At 59.2% G+C, this 26434-nt stretch carries 28 protein-coding genes; 27 read left to right on the plus strand and 1 reads right to left on the minus strand.

What is annotated here, in order from left to right; genetic code table 11:
• Positions 1–61 precede the first annotated feature (61 nt).
• From queA to H8F23_RS26600, 6 genes are all read left to right on the plus strand, one after another.
• Positions 62–1126, plus strand: coding sequence for a tRNA preQ1(34) S-adenosylmethionine ribosyltransferase-isomerase QueA (gene queA / locus H8F23_RS26575; protein ID WP_007916915.1), 1065 nt, complete (start codon positions 62–64; stop codon positions 1124–1126).
• Between the two features lie 14 nt (positions 1127–1140).
• On the plus strand, positions 1141–2256 hold the full coding sequence (gene tgt / locus H8F23_RS26580; protein ID WP_163004798.1) for a tRNA guanosine(34) transglycosylase Tgt: 1116 nt from the start codon (positions 1141–1143) through the stop codon (positions 2254–2256).
• A gap of 43 nt (positions 2257–2299) precedes the next feature.
• Positions 2300–2638: a preprotein translocase subunit YajC gene (gene yajC / locus H8F23_RS26585; RefSeq protein ID WP_007916913.1), complete on the plus strand. Its 339-nt coding sequence runs from the start codon at positions 2300–2302 to the stop codon at positions 2636–2638.
• Positions 2639–2702: 64 nt separating this feature from the next.
• Positions 2703–4571 (plus strand): protein translocase subunit SecD, encoded by a 1869-nt coding sequence (secD, locus tag H8F23_RS26590; RefSeq protein WP_194936359.1) that lies wholly within the window; start codon positions 2703–2705, stop codon positions 4569–4571.
• A 9-nt stretch (positions 4572–4580) separates the two neighbouring features.
• On the plus strand, positions 4581–5495 hold the full coding sequence (secF, locus tag H8F23_RS26595) for a protein translocase subunit SecF (RefSeq protein WP_034156104.1): 915 nt from the start codon (positions 4581–4583) through the stop codon (positions 5493–5495).
• Between the two features lie 121 nt (positions 5496–5616).
• Complete coding sequence (locus H8F23_RS26600; protein WP_007916907.1) at positions 5617–6165, plus strand: glycine zipper 2TM domain-containing protein; 549 nt, start codon at positions 5617–5619, stop codon at positions 6163–6165.
• 250 nt (positions 6166–6415) lie between these two features.
• Here the strand turns inward: H8F23_RS26600 and suhB are convergent, their stop codons facing one another.
• Positions 6416–7234 carry a type III secretion system regulator SuhB gene (suhB, locus tag H8F23_RS26605; RefSeq protein WP_016773320.1) on the minus strand — a complete coding sequence of 273 codons (819 nt, stop codon included), beginning with the start codon at positions 7232–7234 and terminating at the stop codon, positions 6416–6418.
• A gap of 145 nt (positions 7235–7379) precedes the next feature.
• Between suhB and trmJ the strand changes: the two genes are divergently transcribed.
• The 21 genes from trmJ (at position 7380) to H8F23_RS26710 (ending at position 26280) form a co-directional block, all read left to right on the plus strand.
• A complete protein-coding gene (gene trmJ, locus H8F23_RS26610) occupies positions 7380–8150 on the plus strand; it encodes a tRNA (cytosine(32)/uridine(32)-2'-O)-methyltransferase TrmJ (RefSeq protein WP_007916903.1) in 771 nt (256 codons plus the stop codon).
• A 3-nt stretch (positions 8151–8153) separates the two neighbouring features.
• On the plus strand, positions 8154–8930 hold the full coding sequence (gene cysE / locus H8F23_RS26615) for a serine O-acetyltransferase (RefSeq protein ID WP_007916901.1): 777 nt from the start codon (positions 8154–8156) through the stop codon (positions 8928–8930).
• Positions 8931–9176: 246 nt separating this feature from the next.
• Positions 9177–9668 carry a Fe-S cluster assembly transcriptional regulator IscR gene (iscR, locus tag H8F23_RS26620; protein WP_038362955.1) on the plus strand — a complete coding sequence of 164 codons (492 nt, stop codon included), beginning with the start codon at positions 9177–9179 and terminating at the stop codon, positions 9666–9668.
• 47 nt (positions 9669–9715) lie between these two features.
• Complete coding sequence (locus tag H8F23_RS26625; RefSeq protein ID WP_194936360.1) at positions 9716–10930, plus strand: IscS subfamily cysteine desulfurase; 1215 nt, start codon at positions 9716–9718, stop codon at positions 10928–10930.
• 101 nt (positions 10931–11031) lie between these two features.
• A complete protein-coding gene (gene iscU, locus H8F23_RS26630) occupies positions 11032–11418 on the plus strand; it encodes a Fe-S cluster assembly scaffold IscU (protein ID WP_007916892.1) in 387 nt (128 codons plus the stop codon).
• 34 nt (positions 11419–11452) lie between these two features.
• A complete protein-coding gene (gene iscA / locus H8F23_RS26635) occupies positions 11453–11776 on the plus strand; it encodes an iron-sulfur cluster assembly protein IscA (RefSeq protein ID WP_003227904.1) in 324 nt (107 codons plus the stop codon).
• A gap of 8 nt (positions 11777–11784) precedes the next feature.
• On the plus strand, positions 11785–12306 hold the full coding sequence (gene hscB / locus H8F23_RS26640; RefSeq protein ID WP_007916889.1) for a co-chaperone HscB: 522 nt from the start codon (positions 11785–11787) through the stop codon (positions 12304–12306).
• 51 nt (positions 12307–12357) lie between these two features.
• On the plus strand, positions 12358–14223 hold the full coding sequence (gene hscA, locus H8F23_RS26645; RefSeq protein ID WP_160059315.1) for a Fe-S protein assembly chaperone HscA: 1866 nt from the start codon (positions 12358–12360) through the stop codon (positions 14221–14223).
• Entirely contained in the window at positions 14223–14564 is a 342-nt protein-coding gene (gene fdx, locus H8F23_RS26650) for an ISC system 2Fe-2S type ferredoxin (protein ID WP_007916885.1), read from the plus strand. The genes hscA and fdx overlap by 1 nt, the downstream gene beginning before the upstream one ends.
• Positions 14565–14578: 14 nt before the next feature.
• Positions 14579–14779, plus strand: coding sequence for a Fe-S cluster assembly protein IscX (gene iscX, locus H8F23_RS26655; protein WP_194936361.1), 201 nt, complete (start codon positions 14579–14581; stop codon positions 14777–14779).
• 87 nt (positions 14780–14866) lie between these two features.
• Positions 14867–15292 carry a nucleoside-diphosphate kinase gene (gene ndk / locus H8F23_RS26660; RefSeq protein WP_007916882.1) on the plus strand — a complete coding sequence of 142 codons (426 nt, stop codon included), beginning with the start codon at positions 14867–14869 and terminating at the stop codon, positions 15290–15292.
• A gap of 28 nt (positions 15293–15320) precedes the next feature.
• Positions 15321–16469, plus strand: a complete 1149-nt coding sequence (rlmN, locus tag H8F23_RS26665) for a 23S rRNA (adenine(2503)-C(2))-methyltransferase RlmN (RefSeq protein WP_016984373.1) — start codon at positions 15321–15323, stop codon at positions 16467–16469.
• 12 nt (positions 16470–16481) lie between these two features.
• Positions 16482–17240 (plus strand): type IV pilus biogenesis/stability protein PilW, encoded by a 759-nt coding sequence (gene pilW / locus H8F23_RS26670; RefSeq protein WP_093430650.1) that lies wholly within the window; start codon positions 16482–16484, stop codon positions 17238–17240.
• On the plus strand, positions 17240–18265 hold the full coding sequence (locus tag H8F23_RS26675) for a RodZ domain-containing protein (RefSeq protein WP_093430649.1): 1026 nt from the start codon (positions 17240–17242) through the stop codon (positions 18263–18265). Before pilW ends, H8F23_RS26675 begins: the two co-directional genes overlap by 1 nt.
• 3 nt (positions 18266–18268) lie before the next feature.
• Positions 18269–19378 (plus strand): flavodoxin-dependent (E)-4-hydroxy-3-methylbut-2-enyl-diphosphate synthase, encoded by a 1110-nt coding sequence (ispG, locus tag H8F23_RS26680; RefSeq protein WP_003227888.1) that lies wholly within the window; start codon positions 18269–18271, stop codon positions 19376–19378.
• Positions 19379–19415: 37 nt separating this feature from the next.
• Entirely contained in the window at positions 19416–20705 is a 1290-nt protein-coding gene (gene hisS / locus H8F23_RS26685; RefSeq protein ID WP_016984369.1) for a histidine--tRNA ligase, read from the plus strand.
• A gap of 41 nt (positions 20706–20746) precedes the next feature.
• Entirely contained in the window at positions 20747–21388 is a 642-nt protein-coding gene (locus tag H8F23_RS26690; protein ID WP_194936362.1) for a YfgM family protein, read from the plus strand.
• Positions 21381–22532 (plus strand): outer membrane protein assembly factor BamB, encoded by a 1152-nt coding sequence (gene bamB / locus H8F23_RS26695; protein WP_034156262.1) that lies wholly within the window; start codon positions 21381–21383, stop codon positions 22530–22532. Before H8F23_RS26690 ends, bamB begins: the two co-directional genes overlap by 8 nt.
• Positions 22533–22668: 136 nt before the next feature.
• Positions 22669–24138 (plus strand): ribosome biogenesis GTPase Der, encoded by a 1470-nt coding sequence (der, locus tag H8F23_RS26700; RefSeq protein ID WP_093430647.1) that lies wholly within the window; start codon positions 22669–22671, stop codon positions 24136–24138.
• 214 nt (positions 24139–24352) lie between these two features.
• On the plus strand, positions 24353–25501 hold the full coding sequence (locus tag H8F23_RS26705) for a pyridoxal phosphate-dependent aminotransferase (RefSeq protein WP_194936363.1): 1149 nt from the start codon (positions 24353–24355) through the stop codon (positions 25499–25501).
• Entirely contained in the window at positions 25489–26280 is a 792-nt protein-coding gene (locus H8F23_RS26710; protein ID WP_194936364.1) for an amidohydrolase, read from the plus strand. Before H8F23_RS26705 ends, H8F23_RS26710 begins: the two co-directional genes overlap by 13 nt.
• Positions 26281–26434: the final 154 nt, after the last annotated feature.

Raw genomic sequence — 26434 nt, forward strand, 5'->3', positions numbered from 1 at the left:
GTACATAGAGAATTTTCGATATTTCCGCTAGACTTTCCGGCCCTGCTAGACGAACCCCATCATGCGCGTTGCTGACTTTACTTTCGAGCTCCCTGATTCGCTGATCGCCCGCCACCCTTTGGCCGAGCGTCGCGGTAGTCGCCTGCTGACCCTTGACGGGCCGAGCGGCGCCCTCGCACACCGTCAATTCACTGATTTGCTTGAGCATTTGCGCCCGGGCGATTTGATGGTGTTCAACAATACCCGGGTGATTCCGGCGCGGCTGTTCGGGCAGAAAGCGTCCGGCGGCAAGCTGGAAATCCTCGTTGAGCGGGTGCTCGATACGCACCGCGTGCTGGCCCATGTGCGTTCCAGCAAGTCGCCGAAGCCGGGTTCGAAGATCCTTATCGACGGTGGTGGCGAGGCAGAAATGCTTGCGCGTCACGATGCGTTGTTCGAACTGGGCTTCGCGGAAGAAGTGTTGCCGCTGCTCGATCGCGTCGGGCACATGCCGTTGCCTCCTTATATAGACCGCCCGGACGAAGGCTCGGATCGCGAGCGTTATCAGACCGTGTACGCCGAGAAACTCGGTGCGGTGGCGGCGCCGACCGCTGGGCTGCATTTCGATCAGTCGCTGATGGAAGCGATTGCGGCCAAGGGCGTCGAAACCACGTTCGTCACGCTGCACGTGGGCGCGGGGACGTTCCAGCCGGTGCGCGTCGAGAAGCTTGAAGATCACCACATGCACACCGAGTGGCTGGAAGTCGGTCAGGACGTGGTCGACGCGGTCGCAGCGTGCCGCGCGCGCGGTGGTCGCGTGATTGCCGTCGGCACCACCAGCGTGCGTTCGCTGGAAAGTGCCGCGCGCGATGGCGTGCTCAAGCCGTTCAGTGGCGACACCGATATCTTTATCTTCCCGGGCCGGCCGTTCCATGTGGTCGATGCCCTGGTGACCAATTTCCATTTGCCGGAATCGACGCTGTTGATGCTGGTTTCGGCATTTGCCGGTTATCCGGAAACCATGGCCGCCTACAAGGCCGCCGTGGACAACGGTTACCGCTTTTTCAGCTACGGTGATGCGATGTTCATCACCCGTAATCCCGCACCTACTGCCCCTAAAGAAACCGGCCCAGAGGAAACAGAATGAGTCGCGAATGTCGCATGTCCTTTGAACTTCTGGCCACCGATGGCAAGGCCCGGCGTGGTCGCCTGACTTTCCCGCGTGGCACCGTCGAGACCCCGGCGTTCATGCCGGTGGGCACTTACGGCACGGTCAAGGGCATGTTGCCGCGTGACATCGTTGCCACTGGCGCAGAAATCATTCTGGGCAACACCTTCCACCTGTGGCTGCGCCCTGGCACCCAAGTGATCAAGGAACACGGCGACCTGCACGATTTCATGCAGTGGAAAGGCCCGATCCTCACCGACTCCGGTGGCTTCCAGGTGTTCAGCCTCGGCGCGATGCGCAAGATCAAGGAGGAGGGCGTGACCTTCGCCTCCCCGGTCGACGGCGCCAAAGTGTTCATGGGCCCGGAAGAATCGATGCAGGTGCAGCGTGATCTCGGCTCCGACATCGTGATGATCTTCGATGAATGCACGCCATATCCGGCTGACGAAGACGTCGCTCGCGTATCGATGGAATTGTCGCTGCGTTGGGCCCAGCGTTCGAAAAATGCCCACGGTGAAAACACCGCGGCGCTGTTCGGTATCGTGCAGGGCGGCATGCACCAGGATCTGCGCATGCGCTCGCTGGAAGGTCTCGACAAGATCGGCTTCGATGGTCTGGCCATCGGCGGTCTGTCGGTCGGTGAGCCGAAGCACGAGATGATCAAAGTCCTGGATTATCTGCCGGGCATGATGCCGGCTGACAAACCTCGTTACCTTATGGGCGTTGGCAAACCGGAAGATCTGGTTGAGGGTGTGCGCCGCGGTGTGGACATGTTCGATTGCGTGATGCCAACCCGTAATGCCCGCAATGGGCATCTGTTCATTGATACAGGCGTGCTGAAGATCCGTAACGCGTTCCATCGCCATGATGAATCGCCGCTGGATCCGACCTGCGATTGCTATACCTGCCAGAACTTCTCCCGCGCTTATCTGCATCACCTGGACAAGTGCGGCGAAATGCTGGGAAGCATGCTCAATACCATCCATAACTTGCGTCATTATCAGGTGCTGATGGCTGGTTTGCGCGAGGCTATTCAACAGGGTACATTGGCCGCCTTTGTCGATGCCTTCTACGCCAAACGCGGGCTCCCCGTTCCGCCTTTGGACTGAGTTTTCTGACCCCAAGATTCAACATTTGCAACTGGAGTGCTAAATGAGCTTTTTTATCTCTAACGCCATGGCTGACGCGGCTGCACCGGCTGCTGCCGGCCCAATGGGCGGCGGTTTCGAGTGGATTTTCCTGGTCGGCTTCCTGGTCATCTTCTACCTGATGATCTGGCGTCCACAGGCCAAGCGCGCCAAAGAGCAGAAGAACCTGCTGAGCAGCCTGCAGAAGGGCGACGAAGTGGTTACCACCGGCGGTATCGCTGGCAAGATCACCAAAGTGGCCGATGACTTCGTGGTTCTGGAAGTTTCCGACACCGTGGAAATGAAGTTCCAGAAAGGCGCCATCGCCGCCACGCTGCCAAAAGGCACGCTGAAAGCGATCTGAAGCAACAACTTCTACTCAATCGACGGGGCGCGCAAGGCGCCCCGCGTTCATAACGGGCGGCGTGATGCTGAACAAATATCCTCTGTGGAAATACATTCTGATCCTGGCGGTGCTGGCGGTCGGTCTGATTTATTCCGCTCCCAATCTTTATCCTGATGACCCGGCCATTCAGGTCAGCGGTGCAAGCACTGCGCTGCAAGTCAATCAGGCTGATCTGGACCGTGTGAGCACTGCGCTCAAGGAATCCGGGATCAACGTCAAGGCAGCCACGCTGGCGGCAAACGGCAAGGGCGGTCTGATCCGTCTGACCAAGGCTGAAGATCAGCTGCCGGCCAAAGACGTTGTGCGCAAGGCATTGGGTGATGACTACGTCGTCGCGCTGAACCTGGCACAGACCACCCCGCAATGGCTGCGCAACCTGGGCGCGCACCCGATGAAACTGGGTCTGGACTTGTCCGGTGGTGTGCACTTCCTGCTGGAAGTGGACATGGATAAAGCCCTCGATGCACGCCTGAAAGTTTACGAAGGCGACGTCAAGAGCCTGCTGCGCAAAGAGAAGCTGCGCTATCGCAGCCTGCCGCAACTGGGCGGTGCCATTCAGTTGGGCTTCAGCGATGAAGACTCCCGCGAACAGGCCCGTGCACTGATCCGCAAGAACTTCAACGATTTCGACATTGTTCCGGCCGACCTCAATGGTCAACCGGTGCTGCGTCTGGCGATGACCCCGGCCAAGCTGGCGGAAATCCGTGAATACTCCATCAAGCAGAACTTGACCACGGTACGTAACCGCGTCAACGAGCTGGGTGTTGCCGAACCAATCGTTCAGCGCCAGGGCGCCAACCGCATCGTGGTTGAGCTGCCGGGCGTGCAGGACACTGCCGAAGCCAAGCGTATTCTCGGCAAGACGGCCAACCTTGAGTTCCGTCTGGCTGCAGAGCCGGGTGCTTCGAAAGCCACTTCGGAAACCTTCGAGTTCCGCGAAGGCAAGCGTCCGCCAGCACAGATCGAACGTGGTCTGATCATCACCGGTGACCAGGTTACCGATGCCAAGGCCGGTTTCGGCGAGCACGGCACTCCTGAAGTGAACATCCGTCTGGATGGTCACGGCGGTGAGCTGATGAGCCGCGCCACCCGTTCGAACGTTGGTCGCAGCATGGCGGTGATCTTCATCGAGCAGCGTCCGGTCACCACTTACACCAAGCAAGTGGTTGATGGCGTCGAGAAAGACGTTGCCGTTCAAACGTTCAAAGAAGAGAAGAAGATCATCAGCCTGGCGACCATTCAGTCACCGCTGGGTGCTCAGTTCCGCATCACTGGTCTGAACGGTCAGGGCGAATCGTCCGAACTGGCGCTGCTGCTGCGTGCCGGTGGTCTGGCTGCACCGATGTACTTCGCTGAAGAGCGCACCATCGGCCCGAGCCTGGGTGCTGACAACATCACCAAAGGTATCGATGCGTCGCTGTGGGGCATGCTGTTCGTGTCGCTGTTCATCATCGCCATCTACCGCTTCTTCGGCATCATCGCCACCGTCGCACTGGCGGTGAACATGGTGCTGCTGCTGGCCTTGATGTCGCTGCTGGGTGCAACGCTGACCCTGCCGGGTATCGCCGGTATCGTGCTGACCATGGGTATGGCGGTCGACGCCAACGTGCTGATCTTCTCGCGGATCCGTGAAGAGATCGCCGCCGGCATGACCGTGCAGCGTGCAATCAACGAAGGCTTCGGCCGGGCATTCACCGCGATTCTCGACGCCAACCTGACCACGTTGCTGGTCGGCGGGATTCTCTTTGCCATGGGCACCGGCCCGGTCAAAGGTTTCGCAGTGACCATGTCCCTCGGGATCTTTACCTCGATGTTCACGGCCATCATGGTGACCCGCGCAATGGTCAACCTGATCTTCGGCGGACGTGACTTCAAGAAGTTGTGGATTTAAGGGGCTGCCATGTTACGTACAATCAACTTCATGGGCGTTCGCAACTTCGCGTTCGGCGTCACAGTGTTTCTCACGTTGCTGGCTATATTCAGTGTTGTCCACAAGGGCATGAACTGGGGCCTGGACTTCACCGGCGGTACGCTCATCGAGCTGACCTACGAGCGTCCGGCTGACGTCACCAAGGTGCGTGAAGAGCTGGTAACTTCCGGTTACCACGAAGCCATCGTGCAGAGCTTTGGTGCGACCACCGATTTGCTGGTACGCATGCCGGGTGAAGACCCGCAGCTGGGCCATCAGGTCGCGGAAGCACTGCAGAAACTTGGCGGTGACAACCCGGCGACGGTCAAGCGTGTCGAGTTCGTCGGCCCGCAGGTCGGTGAAGAACTGCGCGACCAGGGCGGCCTCGGCATGCTGCTGGCGCTCGGCGGTATCCTGATCTACCTGGCTTTCCGCTTTCAGTGGAAGTTCGCAGTTGGCGCCATCGTTTCGCTGATTCACGACGTGATCGTGACCATCGGTATCCTGTCGTTCTTCCAGATCACCTTCGACCTGACGGTGCTGGCGGCGGTACTGGCGATCATCGGTTACTCGCTGAACGACACTATCGTGGTATTCGACCGGGTTCGTGAGAACTTCCGTGTCCTGCGCAAGGCTTCGCTGATCGAGAACATCAACATCTCGACCACCCAGACCCTGCTGCGGACCATGGCGACGTCGATCTCCACTTTGCTGGCGATCGCCGCACTGCTTTTCTTCGGTGGTGACAATCTATTCGGTTTCTCGATTGCCCTGTTCATCGGTGTACTGGCGGGTACTTACTCGTCGATCTACATCGCGAACGTAGTACTGATCTGGCTGAACCTGAGCACTGAGGATCTGATTCCTCCGGCCAACACCGAGAAGGAAGTCGACGATCGTCCATAACGGTCATCGTTTTTCCGGCTGTCAGCCCAAGAAAGGCGCGAGTTGAACTCGCGCCTTTTTTTATGCTCCAAGGCTGGGAGAAGCGCGGGCGCGTCCCGCATGTGATGGTCAGGAGGTTCATGTGAACAAGTCGTTGCTGGTTGGTGCGGTATTGGGTGCTGTCGGTGTGACTGCCGGGGGTGCTGTTGCCACCTACAGCCTGGTTAAAAGCGGCCCTGAGTATGCGCAAGTATTGGCCGTCGAACCGGTTAAAACACAGATCAAGACTCCACGTGAAGTGTGCAAGGACGTGACAGTGACTCGTCAGGCACCGGTAAAAGATCAACACCAGATTGCCGGTACCGTCGTCGGTGCGCTGGCAGGTGGTTTGCTGGGTAATCAGATTGGCGGCGGCACCGGCAAGAAGATTGCCACGGTGGCCGGTGCGGTCGGTGGCGGTTATGCGGGCAACAAGGTGCAGGAAGGCATGCAAGAGCGTGACACCTACACCACCACGCAAACCCGCTGCAACACGGTCAATGACATCAGCGACAAGGTCGTCGGTTACGACGTGCGTTACTCGCTCGATGGCAAGGAAGGCAAAGTGCGGATGGATCGCGATCCGGGCAACCAGATTCCGGTCGACAAGGAAGGCAAGCTGATTCTGTCGCAGAATGAGCCGGCTCAGTAAGGACCGACTGTTTTAAAAAGAAGCACCCTGCGGGGTGCTTTTTTTGTGCCCGCCATTTAAGCCGCGCAACAAATCCCCTGTAGGAGTGAGCCTGCTCGCGATAGCGATTTATCATTCGATGCAGGTGGTGGCTGATACACCGCTATCGCGAGCAGGCTCACTCCCACATTGGTTTCGTGGTGTGGCGGGTGACGAATTCCAGGCATAAAAAAAGCACCCCGGAGGGTGCTTTTTTCGTTTCGCGTGAAGCTTAGCGCTTCAGCGAAGCCGGCAGGTGCGGCTGGATCGCCGTCAGAACTGCCTTGAAGCATTTGGTGTTGCCGGCAACGATGTGGCCTTTTTCAAGGAAGTCGTGACCGCCGGTGAAGTCGCTCACCAGGCCGCCGGCTTCTTGAATCAGCAAGGCGCCTGCAGCCATGTCCCACTCGGACAGGCCCGACTCCCAGAACGCGTCGAAACGACCGGCAGCGACATAAGCCAGGTCCAGGCTGGCGGAACCGGCACGGCGGATGCCGGCAGTCTGGCCAACCAGGGCGCGGAACATGCCCAGGTAGTTGTCGAGGTTGTCCATCTGGTCATCACGGAACGGGAAGCCGGTACCCAGCAGGGCGCCGTCAAGGCTGGTGCGACCGCTGACGCGCAGGCGACGACCGTTCAGTTGGGCGCCGCGACCACGGCTGGCGGTGAATTCTTCCTGGCGAACCGGGTCCAGAACCACTGCGTGTTCCAGGCGACCACGGTACTTACAGGCAATGCTGACAGCGAAGTGAGGAATGCCGCGCAGGAAGTTAGTGGTGCCGTCCAGTGGATCGATGATCCACAGGTACTCTTCGCCTTCGATACCGGTGCCGGCGTGCAGGCCGGTTTCTTCACCCTGGATCGAGTGATTCGGGTAAGCCTTGCGCAGCGCATCGATGATTTTCTGTTCAGCGGCGCGATCGACCTCGGATACATAATCCTTGGCGTCTTTTTCGTCGACCTTGATGGTATCCAGGCGCTCGATGGAGCGGAAGATCAGTTCACTGGCGCTGCGGGCGGCGCGCAGCGCGATATTCAGCATGGGCTGCATGGATGTGTCACCTAAGGTTGTTAAAGAAAGCCGCGCATTCTATCAGAACTTTTCTTCAGGTGAAGGACGCTGTTCGCTTTCATAGCTTAACGGTAGGCTGTTCTGTAAGATTTGCACCCCTTTCCTGTGTCCGAGAGCGCCTCCCTTGCTGCAGAACATTCGTGTCGTCCTGGTCAATACCAGCCACCCCGGCAACATCGGCGGGGCCGCGCGCGCCATGAAAAACATGGGTCTGTCGCGATTGGTGCTGGTCGAACCGCGGGTCTTCCCGCACCACGAAGCCGATGCTCGTGCTTCCGGTGCCGGTGACATCCTTGAAAATGCGCAAGTCGTCGCCACCTTGGAAGATGCCTTGGTCGGCTGCAATCTGGTGCTTGGCACCAGCGCCCGTGACCGCCGCATTCCCTGGCCGCTGCTGGATCCGCGCGAGTGCGGCACCAAAGTGGTCGAGGAAGCCGGGCAGGGCGCTGAAATCGCCCTGGTGTTCGGCCGTGAAGATTCTGGGCTGACCAACGAAGAGCTGCAGCGATGTCACTTTCACGTGCATATCCCCTCCGACCCTGAGTTCAGTTCGCTGAACCTCGGCGCGGCGGTGCAAGTGTTGAGCTATGAAGTGCGCATGGCCTGGCTGGCCGCCCAAGGTCAGCCGAGCAAGATCGAGAAGGAAGAAGTGGCTTCGGTGAAAAGCGCCGAGCTAGCGACCATGGATGAGCTGGAGCGCTTTTATGAGCATCTGGAGCAGACGCTGGTCGCCATCGAATTTCTCGATCCGGAAAAGCCGCGGCACTTGATGGCGCGCCTGCGCCGGTTGTACGGACGCAGCTCGGTCAGCCGGGCGGAAATGAATATTTTGCGTGGCATCCTCACGGAAACCCAGAAAGCGGCCCGTGGTGAGCTTCTTAAGCGGAAGGACTAAATGATGTTTGAGCGTTTGCGTGAAGATATCCAGAGCGTATTCCATCGAGACCCGGCGGCCCGTAACGCTTTTGAAGTCCTGACCTGCTACCCCGGCATGCATGCGATCTGGATTCATCGATTGGCCGGCATGCTGTGGCGTAACGAACTGAAATGGCTGGCGCGGCTGGTGTCGAACTTCGGTCGCTGGCTGACCGGGATCGAGATTCATCCGGGGGCAAAAGTTGGTCGACGCTTCTTTATTGACCATGGCATGGGCATCGTCATCGGTGAAACCGCCGAGATTGGCGATGACGTGACTATTTATCAGGGCGTGACCCTCGGTGGCACTAGCTGGAATAAGGGTAAGCGCCACCCGACGCTGGGTGATGGTGTGGTCGTGGGCGCGGGCGCCAAGGTGCTTGGCCCGTTCACCGTCGGTGCTGGTGCCAAGGTCGGTTCCAACGCCGTGGTGACCAAAGAGGTACCGCCGGGCGCCACTGTTGTCGGTATTCCCGGGCGCATCATCGTCAAGTCCGACGAAGAGCAGGATGCCAAGCGCAAGGCCATGGCCGAGAAGATCGGTTTCGATGCCTACGGCGTCAGCGAAGACATGCCGGACCCGGTGGCGCGTGCCATTGGTCAGTTGCTCGATCACCTGCAAGCGGTGGACGGGCGTCTGGAAGGTATGTGCGGTGCGCTGAAGGATCTGGGTAGCAATTACTGTGCGAAAGATCTGCCTGAGCTGCGTGAAGAAGACTTTGCCTGCGTCAAAGGCAAAGACGAGTCCAAGGCCAGCTAACGCCCCCTGTAGGAGCTGCCGAAGGCTGCGATCTTTTGATCTTGCCTTTCATAAGATCAAAAGATCGCAGCCTTTGGCAGCTCCTACAGAGGCATCCGTCAACCGGTGTGCCATTAGGCCGCAGAGCCTGCTATCATTCGCGCGCTCTTTTGCGGGTAATCCTGACTAAAGTACTAGGTCTTAAAGTTGACTTAAATACTCGGGAATTGCATACTCGCCCCATTCTGAACTCCGTGGTAACTGTCCATGCGACTGACTACAAAAGGCCGATACGCCGTGACCGCCATGCTTGACCTGGCGTTGCACGCGCAGCACGGGCCCGTGTCCCTGGCCGATATCTCCGAGCGCCAAGGCATCTCCCTGTCCTACCTCGAACAGCTGTTCGCCAAGCTGCGCCGCAGTAACCTGGTTTCCAGTGTTCGCGGCCCGGGTGGTGGCTACCAGTTGTCCCGCGAGATGCAGGGTATCCAGGTCGCCCAGGTGATCGATGCAGTAAACGAATCGGTCGATGCCACCAAATGCCAGGGCCAGGGCGATTGCCATTCCGGCGACACCTGCCTGACTCATCATCTGTGGTGCGACCTGAGCCTGCAGATTCACGAATTTCTAAGTGGTATCAGCTTGGCTGATCTTGTAACTCGCCGTGAGGTGCAAGAAGTAGCCCAGCGTCAGGACCAGCGTCGTTGCAACAGCAAGGCGCCACGCCTGGACAAGATTGAAGCGTCCGCCGTCGAATGACAGCCAAAGAGCTAGCGGCACGCCAGCCCTGATTTAGGAGATAGTCCATGAAATTGCCGATTTACCTTGATTACTCTGCGACCACCCCGGTTGATCCGCGTGTTGCGCAAAAAATGAGTGAATGCCTGCTGGTCGACGGAAACTTCGGTAACCCGGCGTCCCGTTCCCATGTGTTCGGCTGGAAGGCTGAAGAGTCCGTTGAAAACGCCCGTCGTCAGGTGGCCGATCTGGTCAACGCTGATCCGCGCGAAATCGTCTGGACTTCCGGTGCTACCGAGTCCGACAACCTGGCAATCAAGGGCGCGGCACATTTCTACGGCTCCAAGGGCAAGCACCTGATCACCTCCAAGATCGAGCACAAGGCTGTCCTCGACACCATGCGCCAACTGGAGCGTGAAGGTTTTGAGGTCACCTACCTCGAGCCGACCGAAGACGGTCTGATCACCCCGTCCATGATTGAAGCGGCATTGCGCGAAGACACCATTCTGGTCTCCGTGATGCACGTAAACAACGAAATCGGCACCGTCAACGACATCGCCGCGATCGGCGAAATGCTCCGCGCCAAGGGCGTTCTGTTTCACGTCGACGCCGCTCAGTCCACTGGCAAGGTCGAGATCGACCTGCAGAAACTGAAAGTCGACATGATGTCGTTCTCCGCCCACAAAACCTATGGCCCTAAAGGCATCGGCGCGCTGTACGTCAGCCGCAAGCCGCGTGTGCGCATCGAAGCGACCATGCACGGCGGCGGTCACGAGCGCGGCATGCGTTCCGGCACCCTGGCGACCCACCAGATCGTCGGTATGGGTGAAGCGTTCCGCGTAGCCAAAGAAGACATGGTTGCCGAAAACGTCCGTATCAAAGCCTTGAGCGACCGCTTCTACAAGCAGGTCGAGCATCTGGAAGAGCTGTACGTCAACGGCAGCCTGACCGCCCGCGTTCCGCACAACCTGAACCTGAGCTTCAACTACGTTGAAGGCGAGTCGCTGATCATGGCGCTCAAGGATCTGGCGGTATCGTCCGGTTCGGCGTGCACCTCGGCGTCGCTGGAGCCTTCGTACGTGCTGCGCGCCCTGGGCCGCAACGACGAGCTGGCACACAGCTCGATCCGCTTCACCTTCGGCCGTTTCACCACCGAAGAAGAAATCGACTACGCCGCGCAGAAAGTCTGCGAGGCCGTTACCAAGCTGCGCGCTTTGTCGCCGCTGTGGGACATGTACAAAGACGGCGTCGATATCTCGAAAATCGAGTGGGCGGCACACTAAATATAGAAGCCGCCAGATACAGATCCTGTAGCGACGCGGCGGTTTACGCAGCGCAGTTGCAGGGTCTCAAGAGCGGCCCTGATGAGTGAGGATTGAGAATCATGGCTTACAGCGAAAAGGTCATCGACCACTACGAAAACCCGCGCAACGTCGGCAAGATGAACGCGGAAGATCCTGATGTCGGCACCGGCATGGTCGGCGCTCCGGCGTGCGGCGACGTGATGCGTCTGCAAATCAAGGTCAACGACGCTGGCATCATCGAAGATGCCAAGTTCAAGACCTACGGCTGCGGTTCGGCCATCGCTTCCAGCTCCCTCGCCACCGAGTGGATGAAGGGCAAGACCCTGGACGAAGCCGAAACCATCAAGAACACTCAGCTGGCCGAAGAACTGGCCCTGCCGCCAGTGAAAATTCACTGCTCGGTACTGGCTGAAGACGCTATCAAAGCGGCTGTTCGCGATTACAAGCAGAAGAAAGGCTTGATCTGACTTTCTGGATTTGGCGACGAGTAAGGAGTCACCGATGGCTATCAGCATGACAGAAGCGGCTGCTCGACACGTGCGGCGCTCCCTCGACGGGCGCGGCAAAGGTGAAGGGATTCGTCTGGGTGTTCGCACCACAGGCTGTTCCGGCCTTGCCTACGTGCTGGAGTTTGTCGACGAGGTGGTTGCAGAGGATCAGGTGTTCGAGAGTCACGGCGAAAAAGTGATCATCGACCCGAAAAGCCTGGCCTACCTGGACGGCACCGAGCTCGATTTCGTCAAGGAAGGGTTGAACGAAGGCTTCAAGTTCAACAACCCCAACGTACGCGGTGAATGTGGCTGCGGCGAAAGCTTCAACATCTGAGGCTTGTCGTGGGTATTCCTTGTCATTTCGCTTTATTCGAGCTGCAACCGGGTTTCCGTCTGGATCTCGAGCAGTTGGCCACGCGCTATCGTGAGTTGGCGCGCGGCGTTCATCCTGACCGTTTTGCCGACGCTTCCGAGCGTGAGCAACGGTCGGCTCTGGAGCAGTCTGCCCGGCTCAACGACGCCTATCAGACGCTCAAGAGTCCGGCCCAGCGCGCACGCTACCTGCTGACCATCAGCGGGCATGAAGTGCCGATGGAAGTCACGGTCCATGACCCCGAGTTTCTTCTGCAGCAGATGCAATGGCGCGAAGAGCTCGAAGACCTCCAGGACAGTGCCGACCTCGACGGTGTCGCGGTGTTCAAGCGGCGCCTGAAAGTGGCTCAGGAAGAACTCAATGAAAGCTTCGCAGCCTGTTGGGATGATGCTGCGCAACGCGAACAGGCCGAACGCCTGATGCGGCGCATGCAGTTCCTCGACAAGCTCACCTACGAAGTGCGCCAGTTAGAAGAGCGCCTCGACGATTAACCCAGTGCCGCTCCGGTCGCACGCCTGATATACAGATAAGTCCTGATCACGATGGCCCTACTGCAGATCGCCGAACCCGGCCAAAGTCCTCAACCGCACCAGCGTCGTCTGGCTGTGGGGATCGACTTGGGCACTACCAATTCGCTGGTCGCTGCGTTGCGCAGTGGTCTTTCCGAGCCGTTGGCCGACGCAAACGGGCAGGTCATCCTGCCGTCCGCTGTGCGTTACCACGCCGATCACGTCGAAGTCGGCGAGTCGGCCAAGCTGGCCGCCGCTTCCGATCCTTTGAACACCGTGCTGTCGGTCAAGCGCTTGATGGGTCGTGGTCTGTCCGACGTCAAGCAATTGGGCGAGCAACTGCCATACCGCTTTGTCGGTGGCGAATCGCACATGCCGTTCATCGATACCGTGCAAGGCCCGAAAAGCCCGGTCGAAGTCTCCGCCGATATCCTCAAGGTGCTGCGTCAGCGCGCTGAAGCGACGTTGGGTGGTGAGCTGGTTGGCGCGGTAATCACTGTTCCGGCGTACTTCGATGATGCTCAGCGTCAGGCGACCAAGGATGCGGCGAAACTCGCCGGTCTGAACGTGCTGCGCCTGCTCAATGAGCCGACCGCTGCCGCTGTGGCGTACGGTCTGGATCAACACGCTGAAGGTCTGGTCGCTATTTATGACCTGGGCGGCGGTACTTTCGATATTTCGATTCTGCGTCTTACGGGCGGTGTTTTCGAAGTCCTGGCCACTGGCGGCGACAGCGCGCTGGGTGGCGATGACTTCGATCACGCTATTGCCGGCTGGATCATCGAGAGCGCGGGCCTGTCCGCCGATCTCGATCCGGGCGCACAACGCAATCTGCTGCAAACCGCTTGCGCGGCCAAAGAAGCCCTGACGGATGCGGCCAGCGTTGAAGTGGCCTACGGCGACTGGAAAGCACCGCTGACCCGCGAAGCCTTCGATGCGCTGATCGAGCCGATGGTCGCGCGCAGCCTGAAAGCCTGCCGCCGCGCTGTTCGTGATTCCGGTATCGAGCTGGAAGACGTGCACGCCGTGGTCATGGTCGGCGGTTCGACTCGCGTGCCGCGCGTTCGCGAAGCGGTTGCCGAAGCCTTCGGTCGTCAGCCTCTGACTGAAATTGACCCGGATCAAGTGGTGGCCATCGGTGCCGCGATCCAGGCCGATACCCTGGCTGGCAACAAGCGCGATGGCGGCGAACTGCTGCTGCTCGACGTGATTCCGCTGTCCCTGGGGCTGGAAACCATGGGCGGCCTGATGGAGAAGGTGATTCCGCGCAACACCACCATCCCCGTCGCTCGCGCACAAGATTTCACTACTTATAAAGATGGCCAGTCGGCCATGGCGATCCACGTATTGCAGGGTGAGCGTGAGCTGATCAGTGACTGCCGCTCGCTGGCGCGCTTCGAATTGCGCGGCATTCCCGCGATGGTCGCCGGCGCTGCGAAGATTCGCGTGACCTTCCAGGTCGATGCCGACGGTCTGCTCAGCGTTTCCGCCCGTGAGTTGGGTTCAGGTGTTGAGGCAAGCATTCAGGTCAAACCGTCCTACGGTCTGACCGACGGCGAAATCGCCAAAATGCTCAAGGATTCGTTCCAGCACGCCAATGACGACAAGGTCGCCCGCGTCCTGCGTGAGCAGCAAGTCGATGCCCAGCGCCTGATCGAAGCGGTGCAGGGCGCTCTGGAGGCGGATGGCGAGCGTTTGCTCGACGCCGAAGAGCGCATGGTCATCGATCTGCAGTTGCAGGAACTGGCCGAACTGATGAAAGGTACCGATGGTTACGCCATCGAGCAGCAGACCAAGCGTCTGTCGCAAGTGACCGATGCTTTTGCTGCCCGCCGCATGGATCTGACGGTGAAAGCCGCTCTGTCGGGGCGCAATCTGAATGAAATCGAGGATATCTGATGCCGCAGGTCATTTTTCTGCCACACGAGAAGTTCTGCCCTGAAGGCATGGTGGTCGAGGCTGCGCCCGGCACATCGATTCTCGAACTGGCCCACGAACACCACATCGAGATGGAAAGCGCCTGCGGCGGCGTCTGCGCTTGCACCACGTGCCACTGCATCATCCGCGAGGGTTTTGACTCGATGGAAGAGGCCGACGAGCTGGAAGAAGACTTCCTTGATCGCGCCTGGGGTCTGGAAGCGCAATCGCGTCTGGCTTGCCAGGCGATCGTTGGTGAAGAAGACATCACCGTCGAGATTCCGAAATATTCGCTTAACCATGCGGCTGAAGCGCCGCACTGACTGGTAAGACTGTCATGAGCTACGGTTGGAATGATGTTCAACGTATTGCAGAAGAACTGGCCGAGGCCCATGACGGGATCGATCCATATTCTGTAGGTTTTGTCCGTTTGCAGCAGATGATCCTCGAACTGCCTGACTTTGATAGCACTTCTGGCCGTGTCGGCGAGAAGGTGCTGGAAGCGGTTCAGGAGCTCTGGGCCAAAGAATTGGACTGATCGTCTCGCAGGTTAGGCAATACCCAAGAACCCGCGTATAATTCGCGGGTTTAATTTTTCGCAAATTACCGTTTCTGGAGTTACACCATGGCTGTTCAACGCACTTTCTCCATCATCAAGCCTGACGCTGTTGCAAAAAACGTCATCGGCGAAATCACCACTCGTTTCGAAAAAGCCGGCCTGCGCGTTGTAGCTTCGAAACTGAAGCAACTGTCCAAAGCTGAAGCTGAAGGCTTCTACGCTGAGCACAGCGCTCGTGGTTTCTTTGGCGACCTGGTTGCTTTCATGATCTCCGGTCCTGTTGTTGTTCAGGTTCTGGAAGGCGAAAACGCTATCGCTCTGAACCGTGAGCTGATGGGCGCTACCAACCCTAAAGAAGCTGCTGCCGGCACCATCCGCGCTGACTTCGCTGATTCCATCGACGCCAACGCTGTTCACGGTTCGGACTCCGAAGCCGCAGCTGCTCGTGAAATCTCGTACTTCTTCGCAGCTACTGAAGTAACCACTCGCTAAGCATTGGCTTAAGAGTGAAGGTGAATCCATGACTACATCGACTGTAAAAACCAACCTGCTGGGTCTGACTCAACAGGAAATGGAAAAATTCTTCGACTCAATCGGGGAGAAGCGTTTCCGTGCCGGTCAGGTAATGAAATGGATTCACCACTTTGGCGTCGATGATTTCGACGCCATGACGAACGTCAGCAAGGCCTTGCGCGACAAGCTCAAGGCCATTGCTGAGGTCCGTGGTCCGGAAGTGGTCAGCGAGGACATCTCCAGCGACGGCACCCGTAAGTGGGTGGTGCGCGTGGCATCCGGCAGCTGCGTCGAGACCGTGTACATTCCCCAGGGCAAACGCGGCACTCTGTGCGTTTCGTCCCAGGCAGGCTGTGCCCTGGATTGCAGTTTCTGCTCCACCGGCAAGCAAGGCTTCAATAGCAACCTCACCGCCGCCGAAGTTATTGGTCAGGTGTGGATTGCCAACAAATCTTTCGGCAGTGTCCCGGCAACCGTCGACCGTGCCATCACCAACGTGGTGATGATGGGCATGGGTGAACCACTGCTGAACTTCGACAACGTCGTCGCCGCCATGCATCTGATGATGGATGACCTCGGCTACGGGATCTCCAAGCGCCGCGTGACCCTGTCCACCTCGGGTGTGGTGCCGATGATCGATGAGCTGGCCAAGCACATCGATGTGTCCCTGGCATTGTCCCTGCACGCACCGAATGACGCATTGCGTAACCAATTGGTGCCGATCAACAAAAAATATCCGCTTAAGATGCTGCTCGAGTCGTGCCAGCGCTACATGTCCGCCCTTGGCGAGAAGCGTGTGCTGACCATCGAGTACACCTTGCTCAAGGACATCAACGACAAGGTTGAACACGCCGTCGAGATGATCGAGCTGCTGAAGAACATTCCGTGCAAGATCAACCTGATTCCGTTCAACCCGTTCCCGCATTCCGGGTACGAGCGCCCGAGCAACAACGCGATCCGTCGTTTTCAGGATCAGTTGCATCAGGCCGGTTTCAACGTCACTGTCCGCACCACCCGTGGTGAAGACATCGACGCTGCATGTGGTCAATTGGTAGGGCAGGTGCTGGATCGCACCCGTCGCAGCGAACGTTACATCGCCGTGCGCGAGTTGAGCGCCGACAGCGATCTGGCACAGAACGCCGCGAACACAAATTAAGAGAGGATCTCTATGTCCCTGCGCTTTGCGCTGCTGTTGCTGTTGGCCAGCCTGTGTGCTGGTTGTGTCCTGTCGGGTGACTACAACCCGATGAAGACCAGCAAGGGCCGCGATGAAGCGCGGGCTGCCTACGTGCAGTTGGGGCTGGGATACTTGCAGCAAGGCATGACCGAGCGGGCCAAGGTGCCGCTGAAGAAGGCGCTGGAAATCGACGGTTCCGATCCTGACGCCAACGCTGCCCTCGGCTTGGTGTTTCAGTCCGAAATGGAGCCTGAACTGGCCGACGAACACTTCCGCAAGGCTTTGTCCTCCCGTCCCGCCGATGCGCGCATCCTCAACAACTACGGCAGCTTTCTCTACGAACAACAGCGTTATAAAGAAGCCTACGAGCGTTTTGAACAGGCGGCCGCCGATACCCTGTATCCTGAGCGTTCGCGCGTGTTCGAGAACCTCGGCATGACGGCGGCGAAGCTCGGTCAGCGTGATCTGGCGCAGCAACAGCTGGAAAAAGCACTGCGTTTGAACCGTCAACAACCACGCGCGTTGCTGGAAATGGCTGAGTTGTCCTTCGAAGACAGGCATTATGTGCCCGCGCGAGACTATTACGACCGTTTCAGCCAGTTGACCGAACAAAATGCACGTAGTCTATTGCTCGGCGTTCGGCTGGCAAAAGTGTTTGAAGATCGCGACAAGGCCGCCAGTTATGGCCTGCAATTAAAACGACTCTATCCCGGTACGCCGGAATATCAGCAATACCTGTCGGAGCAATGATGAAAGCGGCGCATCCCGAAGTTGTAGCAGCGAATCGCGTTAACCCCGGTGAGACCCTGCGCCAGGCCCGCGAAAGCAATGGCTGGTCGCTGGCCGAAGTGGCCCTCAAGCTCAACCTCACAGTGACTTCCCTGAGCAATCTTGAAGCCGGCGCTTTCGACAAGCTGCCGGGGCATACCTTCGCTCGCGGTTACATTCGCGCTTATGCCAAATTGCTCGGTATGGACCAGACCGTTCTGGTTCAGCAGTTCGACCAGTCCACCGGCACCGACTCCCAGGGCAGCAATGTTCACGCCCTCGGCCGTATCGAAGAGCCGGTGCGGGTTTCCCACACCATTTTACGTATTGTCAGCCTGCTGTTGCTGATCGCGGTCATCGGCGGCGGTTTCGTCTGGTGGCAGGATCAGACATCCCAGCGCACCAAGGACCTGACGTCCCTGGCCCCTGAGCACGTTGAAGTCGAAGGTGCTGACGGCACGACTCAGATTCACCCGATCGACGAGCCGGAAGATCAGGCTGTCGAAGAAAATCAGGCCGATACTTCTACAGCGCTGGCGCTGCCTCAGTCGGAAACCACGGCTGAATCGACTGGTGCAGAAGGCGCTGCTCCGGCAACTGCTCCAGCAGCACCGGCTGCAACGCCGACCGCCCCGGTTCATACACCGGCGCCGGTTGTCGCTACCCCGGCTAGCCCCGCGCCAACCACTCCAGCGCCGACCGTCACCGCTCCGGTCGTTCCGGCTACACCGGCAGCGACCGCAGAAGCAACCGCTCCGGTGGCTGGCGATGGTCAGGTACAACTGCAGTTCAGTGCCGATTGCTGGGCACAAGTGACCGATGGCCGTGGCAAAGTGATTTTCAGTGGTCTGAAGCATAAAGGCGATAGCGTCACCGTTTCCGGCAAGCCGCCGCTTAACGTACGTCTGGGCGTTGCCCGCGCCGCGCAGGTCAGCTACAACGGCCAGCCGGTCGATATCGCTCCGTTCACCAGTGGCGAGACTGCTCGCCTGAAGTTGGGTCAATAAGTCATGCACGGCGAATCTCCAATCAAACGTCGCGTTTCGCGCAAGATCTGGGTCGGCAACGTACCGGTGGGCGGCGATGCGCCGATCGCGGTACAGAGCATGACCAACAGCGACACCAATGACGTTGCCGCCACTGTTGCGCAAATCAACCGTCTGGAAGCCGCTGGCGTCGACATCGTCCGCGTCTCGGTGCCGGACATGGACGCCGCCGAGGCGTTCGGCAAGATCAAGCAACTGGTCAAGGTGCCGCTGGTTGCCGACATCCACTTCGACTACAAGATCGCCTTGCGCGTGGCCGAACTGGGCGTGGACTGCCTGCGTATCAACCCGGGCAACATCGGTCGCGAAGACCGTGTTCGTGCGGTGGTCGATGCTGCGCGTGATCGCGGCATTCCGATCCGCATCGGCGTCAACGCCGGTTCGCTGGAAAAAGACCTGCAAAAGAAATACGGCGAGCCGACCCCGGCTGCACTGGTCGAATCCGCCCTGCGCCACGTCGAACACCTTGAACGCCTGAATTTCCAGGACTTCAAGGTCAGCGTTAAGGCCTCTGACGTGTTCATGGCCGTCGAAGCCTACCGCTTGCTGGCGAAAGAAATCGTTCAGCCACTGCACCTGGGCATCACCGAAGCCGGTGGATTGCGTTCGGGCACAGTGAAATCCGCCGTAGGCCTAGGTATGCTGCTCGCCGAAGGGATTGGCGATACTATCCGCATCTCGCTGGCGGCCGACCCGGTCGAGGAAGTCAAGGTCGGTTACGACATTCTCAAGTCTTTGCATCTGCGTTCCCGTGGCATCAACTTCATCGCCTGCCCGAGCTGCTCGCGGCAGAACTTCGATGTGGTGAAAACCATGAACGAGCTGGAAGGGCGCCTTGAAGACCTGCTGGTGCCGCTGGATGTCGCGGTGATCGGTTGTGTGGTCAACGGCCCCGGCGAAGCCAAGGAAGCCCATATCGGCTTGACCGGCGGCACGCCAAACCTGATTTACATCGACGGCAAGCCGTCGCAGAAACTGACGAATGACAATCTGGTGGACGAGCTGGAAAAGCTGATCCGCCAGAAAGCGGCCGAAAAGGTCGAAGCTGACGCTGCGGTTATTGCGCGCGGCTGAGCCTGATTGAAGCGCCGAACGAATTTAAGGATTTAAAGTGAGCAAGTCTCTGCAAGCCATTCGTGGCATGAATGACATCCTGCCCGAGCAGACCCCGCTGTGGCGTTATTTCGAGGGCACCGTTGCGCGTCTGCTGGATAACTACGGTTACAAGCAGATCCGCATGCCGATCGTTGAATTCACCGAGCTGTTCAAGCGCTCGATTGGTGAAGTCACCGACATCGTCGAAAAAGAGATGTACACCTTCGAAGACCGCAACGGCGACTCCCTGACCTTGCGTCCGGAAGGTACCGCGGCGTGCGTGCGCGCTGTGCTCGAACACGGCATCACCGGCGGTGGCCAAGTGCAGAAGCTCTGGTACATCGGCCCGATGTTCCGTCACGAACGTCCGCAGAAAGGCCGCTATCGCCAGTTCCACCAGATCGGTCTGGAAGTGTTCAACCTCGACGGCCCGGACATCGACGCCGAGCTGATCACCATGACCTGGCGCCTGTGGGGCGAGCTGGGCATTCGTGATGCGGTCAAGCTCGAACTCAACAGCCTCGGCACCAGCGAGTCCCGTGGGCGTTATCGTGAAGCGCTGGTCGAGTACCTCTCGGCGCACCACGACAAACTCGACGAAGACAGCCAGCGTCGCCTGAAAACCAACCCGCTGCGCGTGCTCGACACGAAAAATGCCGACACTCAAGCGGTGCTGGTCGATGCGCCGAAAATGGCCGACTACCTCGACGACGAATCCCGTGCGCACTTTGAAGGTTTGAAAGCGCGTCTGGATGCCGTCGGCATTCCTTACGTGCTCAACCCGAAACTGGTGCGCGGCCTCGATTACTACAGCAAAACCGTATTCGAATGGGTCACCGACAAACTCGGCGCCCAGGGCACCGTTTGCGCGGGCGGTCGTTATGACGGTCTGGTCGAGCAAATGGGCGGCAAGCCGACCACCGGCGTCGGTTTCGCCATGGGCATCGAACGTCTGGTGCTGATGCTGGAAACCCTTGAGCAGATCCCGGAAGAAATCTCCCGTCAGGTCGATGTCTATCTGTGCGCCTTCGGTGAAGAAGCCGAGCTGGCCGGTCTGGCTCTGGCTGAACGTGTTCGTGATCAACTTCCAAACCTGCGTCTGCAAGTCAATGCCGGCGCCGGCAGCTTCAAAAGCCAGTTCAAGAAGGCCGACAAGAGCGGTGCACTGTACGCACTGATCCTCGGTGACGACGAAATGGCCCAGCAAGTGGTAGGTTTCAAACCCCTGCGTGGCCAGGGCGAACAACAAAGCATTGCCTGGGATGCGCTCGCCGCTCACCTGGCCACCTGCGTCGTGCAGGGTTGAAGCTGTCCAAACAGCCGATTTAGCGATTAAGGAGTATTGGGGTGTCGAGTACCGAAGACGAACAGTTGGCGGATTTGAAGGACTGGTGGACACGCAACGGCAAACCTCTGGTCACTGGCGGCCTGTTGGCGCTGGTCATCGTGTTCGGCTGGCAGGCATATCACAAATACCAGAGCAACCAGTCGCAAGGCGCCTCGGTGCTCTATCAGCAACTGCTGGAAACCACGCTGACGCCTGACGGCAAGCCTGATGCGGCCCGCGTTGCGGATCTGGCCGGCAAGCTCAACAGCGAATTCAGTGGTTCCGCCTACGCGCAGTACGGCAGCCTGTTCGTGGCCAAAGTGGCGGTCGATAGCGGCAAGCTGGATGACGCTGCGGCCGAACTGAAAGCCATTGTCGAAAAACCGGCCAACCCGGCGCTGGGCGAAATCGCCCGTCAGCGTCTGGCGCAGGTACTCGGCGCGCAGAACAAGGCTGAAGATGCCCTGAAACTGCTCGACGGTGATGCCGACAAAGCGTTCCTGGCCACTCGCGAAGAACTCAAGGGCGACCTGCTGGTACAGCTGGGCCGTACCGATGACGCGAACAAGGCGTATCAAAAAGCCAAGGCGGCACTGTCGGATGAAGCGGCGGTCGGTGGCCTTCAAATCAAGCTCGACGACCTGGCCAAAGGGGATGCGTGACGTGATCCGTTGGAAGCATGCAGCATTGCTGGCTCTGGCCCTTCTGGCCGCGGGTTGCAGCAGCAACAGCAAGAAAGAATTGCCACCGGCTGAACTGACCGACTTCAAAGAAGAAGTGGTTCTGCACAAGCAGTGGAGTCGTTCGATCGGTGACGGTCAGGGCGAAACCTACAACATGCTGGTGCCGGCGATCGACGGTGACACCATCTACGCCGCCGATGTAACCGGCGTGGTGATGGCCATGGATCGCGGCAATGGCGACGTGAAATGGAAGCAGGATCTTGACCTGCCTGTCTCCGGCGCCGTTGGCGTGGGTTACGGTCTGGTTCTGATCGGTACGCTGCGCGGCGAAGTCGTTGCTCTGGACACCAGCAACGGTGAAGAGAAGTGGCGCGCTCGTGTGAACAGCGAAGTCCTCGCGCCGCCGGCCAACAACGGCGACGTGGTGGTGGTACAGACTCAGGACGATCGTCTGATCGGCCTGGATGCTTCCACCGGTACTCAGCGCTGGGTGTATGACAGTACCCCGGCCGTGTTGACCCTGCGTGGCACCAGCGCACCGCTGGTCACCAACCGCCTCGCGGTGGCTGGCCTGTCGACCGGTAAAGTGGTCGCTCTGGACATTTCCAACGGCGTGCCGGTGTGGGAACAACGGATCGCGATTCCACAAGGTCGTTCGGAACTGGAGCGCGTGGTCGACATCGACGGCGGTCTGCTGTTGTCCGGCGGTACGCTGTACGTTGCCAGCTATCAGGGTCGCGTGGCGGCACTGGACCTGGAAAGCGGTCGTCAACTGTGGCAGCGCGATGCGTCGAGCTACGCCGGTATCGCTCAGGGTTTCGGCAGCGTTTACGTAAGCCTGTCCTCGGGCACCGTTGAAGGCGTCGACGAACGTTCCACCACAGCATTGTGGAGCAACGATTCGCTGGCCCGCCGTCAACTGTCGGCTCCGGAAGTGTTCTCCAGCTATGTTGCAGTCGGTGACCTGGAAGGTTATCTGCACCTGCTGAGCCAGGTTGACGGTCGTTTCGTCGGCCGTGAGCGCATCGACAGCGACGGCCTGCGTGCCCGTCCGCTGGTGGTGGGTGACACGATTTATGTCTATGGCAACAGCGGCAAACTGGAAGCCCTGACCATCAAGTAACAACTATGCTTGGGGTTAACCCCCCAGGCGGCCCCGGATTCATGGGGCTTGCAGCGCTAACAGGCGTTGCCCCGAGCACCAGCCGCTGCCTCGCAGCGGCTTTTGTATTTTCTGAAATAACGAAGTGGAGAGCCGCATGGTTCCCGTAATCGCCCTGGTGGGCCGACCGAACGTCGGCAAGTCCACCTTGTTCAACCGCCTGACCAGGACTCGTGACGCCATCGTCGGCGACTTGTCCGGTCTGACCCGTGATCGCCAGTACGGTGAGGCCAAGTGGCAAGGGCGTTCCTACATTCTGGTCGACACCGGCGGTATCTCCGGTGACGAGCACGGTATGGACGAAAAAATGGCCGAGCAGTCGCTGCTGGCCATTGAAGAAGCGGATGTTGTGCTGTTCCTGGTAGATGCCAAGGCCGGTTTCACCGCCGCCGACCAGATGATCGCCGAGCACCTGCGCAAGCGTAACAAGCGTTCCTACGTGGTCGCCAACAAGGTCGACAACATCGACCCGGAAATGGCCCGCGCTGAATTCGCTCCATTGGGCATGGGCCACGCGATCCCGATCGCCGGTGCTCACGGCCGTGGCATCACGCAGATGCTGGAAATCGCCCTGGGTGATTTCCCCAAAGACGAAGAAGAGCCGGAAGACGGCGAAGAAGAGATCGTTGCCGAAGGCGAGGAAGCCAAGCGCATTCCTGGCCCGAGCGAAAAAGACGGGATCAAGATCGCCATCATCGGTCGTCCGAACGTCGGCAAGTCGACCCTGGTCAACCGCATGCTCGGTGAAGACCGGGTCATCGTCTATGACCAGCCCGGCACTACCCGCGACAGTATCTACATCCCGTTCGAGCGGAATGAAGAGAAGTACACGCTGATCGACACCGCTGGTGTGCGCAAGCGCGGCAAGATCCACGAAGAAGTCGAAAAATTCTCCGTGGTGAAAACCCTGCAGGCGATCAAAGACGCCAACGTGGTGATCTTCGTGATGGACGCCCGCGAAGGCGTGGTCGATCACGACCTCAACCTGCTGGGCTTCGCCATCGAATCCGGTCGTGCACTGGTGATCGCGATCAACAAGTGGGACGGCATGACGCCGAGCGAGCGCGACTTCGTCAAGGTCGAGCTGCAACGTCGCCTGTTCTTCGTTGACTACGCCGACATCCACTTCATCTCGGCCCTGCACGGCACTGGCGTGGGTAACCTCTACGCGTCCGTACAGAACTCGTTCAAGTCGGCGGTCACTCGCTGGCCGACCAACCGTCTGACCCAGATTCTGGAAGACGCGGTGGGCGAGCACGCGCCACCGATGGTCAACAACCGCCGGATCAAGCTGCGCTACGCCCACTTGGGTGGTGCGAACCCGCCGATCATCGTGATCCACGGTAACCAGATCGAGAAAGTGCCGAAGTCCTACGTGCGCTATCTGGAGAACACTTACCGTCGTGTGCTGAAGCTGGTCGGTACGCCGATCCGCATCGAGTTCAAGGGTGGCGAGAACCCGTACGAAGGCAACAAGAACACGCTGACCGACCGTCAGGTCAACAAGAAGCGTCGCTTGATGTCGCACAACAAGAAAGCCAGCAAGAAGCGCCGCGACAAGAAGTGATTTATCACTTCGTGCAGGAGCTGCCGCAGGCAGCGATCTTTTGATTTTGCTTCAAAGACAAGATCAAAGGATCGCAGCCTTCGGCAGCTCCTGCATGGGTTCGGCGATAAGAAGGGCGCTCACCAGAGCGCCCTTTTTTTATGGGCGTCGGATGGGCTATCCTCGGGCTCTCCCGCGCCGTCGTCAGAGCCGGGTGTTGAGCAGGGAACCCCCGATGATCACCAGTAAGCTGCCGAATGTCGGCATCACTATTTTCACGCAGATGTCTCAGCTCGCGGCCCAGACCGGAGCGCTCAACCTGTCCCAGGGGTTTCCTGACTTCGACGGCCCGCAGTCCCTGCGTGACGCGGTCGGTCGGCACATCGCCAGTGGCCACAACCAGTATTCACCGATGACTGGCCTGCCGGCGCTGCGCGAGCAGATTGCGGCGAAAATCGCTCGCAGCTATGGCGTGCAAGTCAATGCCGACAGTGAAGTGACGGTCACGCCGGGCGCGACCCAGGCGATCTTCTGTGCGATTCAGGCGGTTATCCACAGCGGCGACGAAGTCATCGTGTTCGATCCGTGCTACGACAGTTACGAACCGGCGACGGAGTTGGCGGGCGGTCGTTGCGTACATGTACAACTGAATCCGAACGACTTCTCCATCGATTTCGATCAACTCGCTGCTGCCCTGAGTCCGCGCACGAAAATGATCGTCATCAACACCCCGCACAACCCGAGCGGCGCACTGATCAGTCGTGCCGAACTCGATCAACTGGCAGAGTTGATCCGTGGCCGCGACATCTACCTGATCAGCGACGAAGTCTACGAACACCTGGTGTTCGACGGCGTGCCGCACGTCAGCGTGCTGGCCCATGAAGAGCTGTATCAGCGCGCATTCGTGGTCAGCTCGTTCGGCAAGACCTATCACGTCACTGGCTGGAAAACCGGTTACGTCGTCGCGCCGCCAGCGCTGACCACCGAACTGCGCAAGGTCCACCAGTACGTCAGTTTCTGCGGCGTCACGCCGTTGCAATATGCGCTGGCCGATTACATGGCCGAGCACCCGGAACACGTCGAAGAGTTGCCGGGCTTCTACCAAGCCAAGCGCGATCTGTTCTGCGATCTGCTGGCGCCGTCGCGTTTCAGTTTTACCCGGGTCACCGGCACCTATTTCCAACTGGTCGATTACTCGCAGATCCGTCCCGACCTCAACGACGTCGAGATGGCCATGTGGATGACCCGCGAACACGGCGTGGCGAGTATCCCGGTGTCGGTGTTCTACCAGAACCCACCGCAAGGCCAGCGCCTGGTGCGTCTGTGTTTTGCCAAACGCGAGGAGACGCTGCGTGAAGCGGCGGCAAAACTATGCGTGATCTGAGTGCGTTACCTGATCTGAACCTGGCGCTGATCCAGACCAGCCTGGCCTGGCATGACCGTCAGGCCAATTTCGAGCATTTCGAGCAGTTGCTGGAGCAGGCGCAGGGCGCTGATCTGATCATCCTGCCGGAAATGTTCACCACCGGTTTCTCCATGGAATCGGAAACACTTGCCGAAGCCGAGAACGGCCCGACCAGCAAATGGCTGCGGGTTCAGGCGGCCAAACTCGATGCGGTAATCACCGGCAGTGTGATTATCCAGGCCGCCGACGGCAGCCATCGCAATCGCCTGCTGTGGGCGCGACCGGACGGCGAAGTGCTGCATTACGACAAGCGTCACCTGTTCCGCATGGCCGGTGAGCACAACCACTACACCCCCGGCGAACGTCAGGTGCAGTTCGAACTCAAGGGCTGGCGCATCCGTCCGCTGATTTGTTACGACCTGCGCTTCCCGGTGTGGAGCCGCGATGCGCAGGACACTGATCTGTTGCTGTACACCGCCAACTGGCCGGGCGCGCGGCGTCTGCACTGGAACCGACTGTTGCCGGCGCGGGCGATCGAAAACCTTTGTTATGTGGCGGCGGTGAATCGCGTTGGCACCGACGGTAAGGGCTTCGCGTATACCGGAGACAGTCAGGTGCTGGATTTCCAGGGCGAGAGCTTGCTGGCGGCGGGGGAGGCGGACGGTGTGTTCAAAGTGGTGCTGGAAGCGGCGCCATTGGCGGCGTATCGCGAGCGGTTTCCGGCGAATCTGGATGCCGATACCTTCGAGTTCACCTGAAAAGCAAAAGATCGCAGCCTTCGGCAGCTCCTTGTATGTTGCCCTCACACCAGTCAATTGAGATCTAAGCTCGCTGGTGCGGACATACGAAGATGTGTTTCTGGGGGAGACCGATCGCTCCTAAAGGCAGGACTTGCTCCTGACCTTGTCTGTA

Origin of the sequence: Pseudomonas neuropathica, from assembly GCF_015461835.1 — a bacterium.
Taxonomy (GTDB): Bacteria; Pseudomonadota; Gammaproteobacteria; order Pseudomonadales; family Pseudomonadaceae; genus Aquipseudomonas; species Aquipseudomonas neuropathica.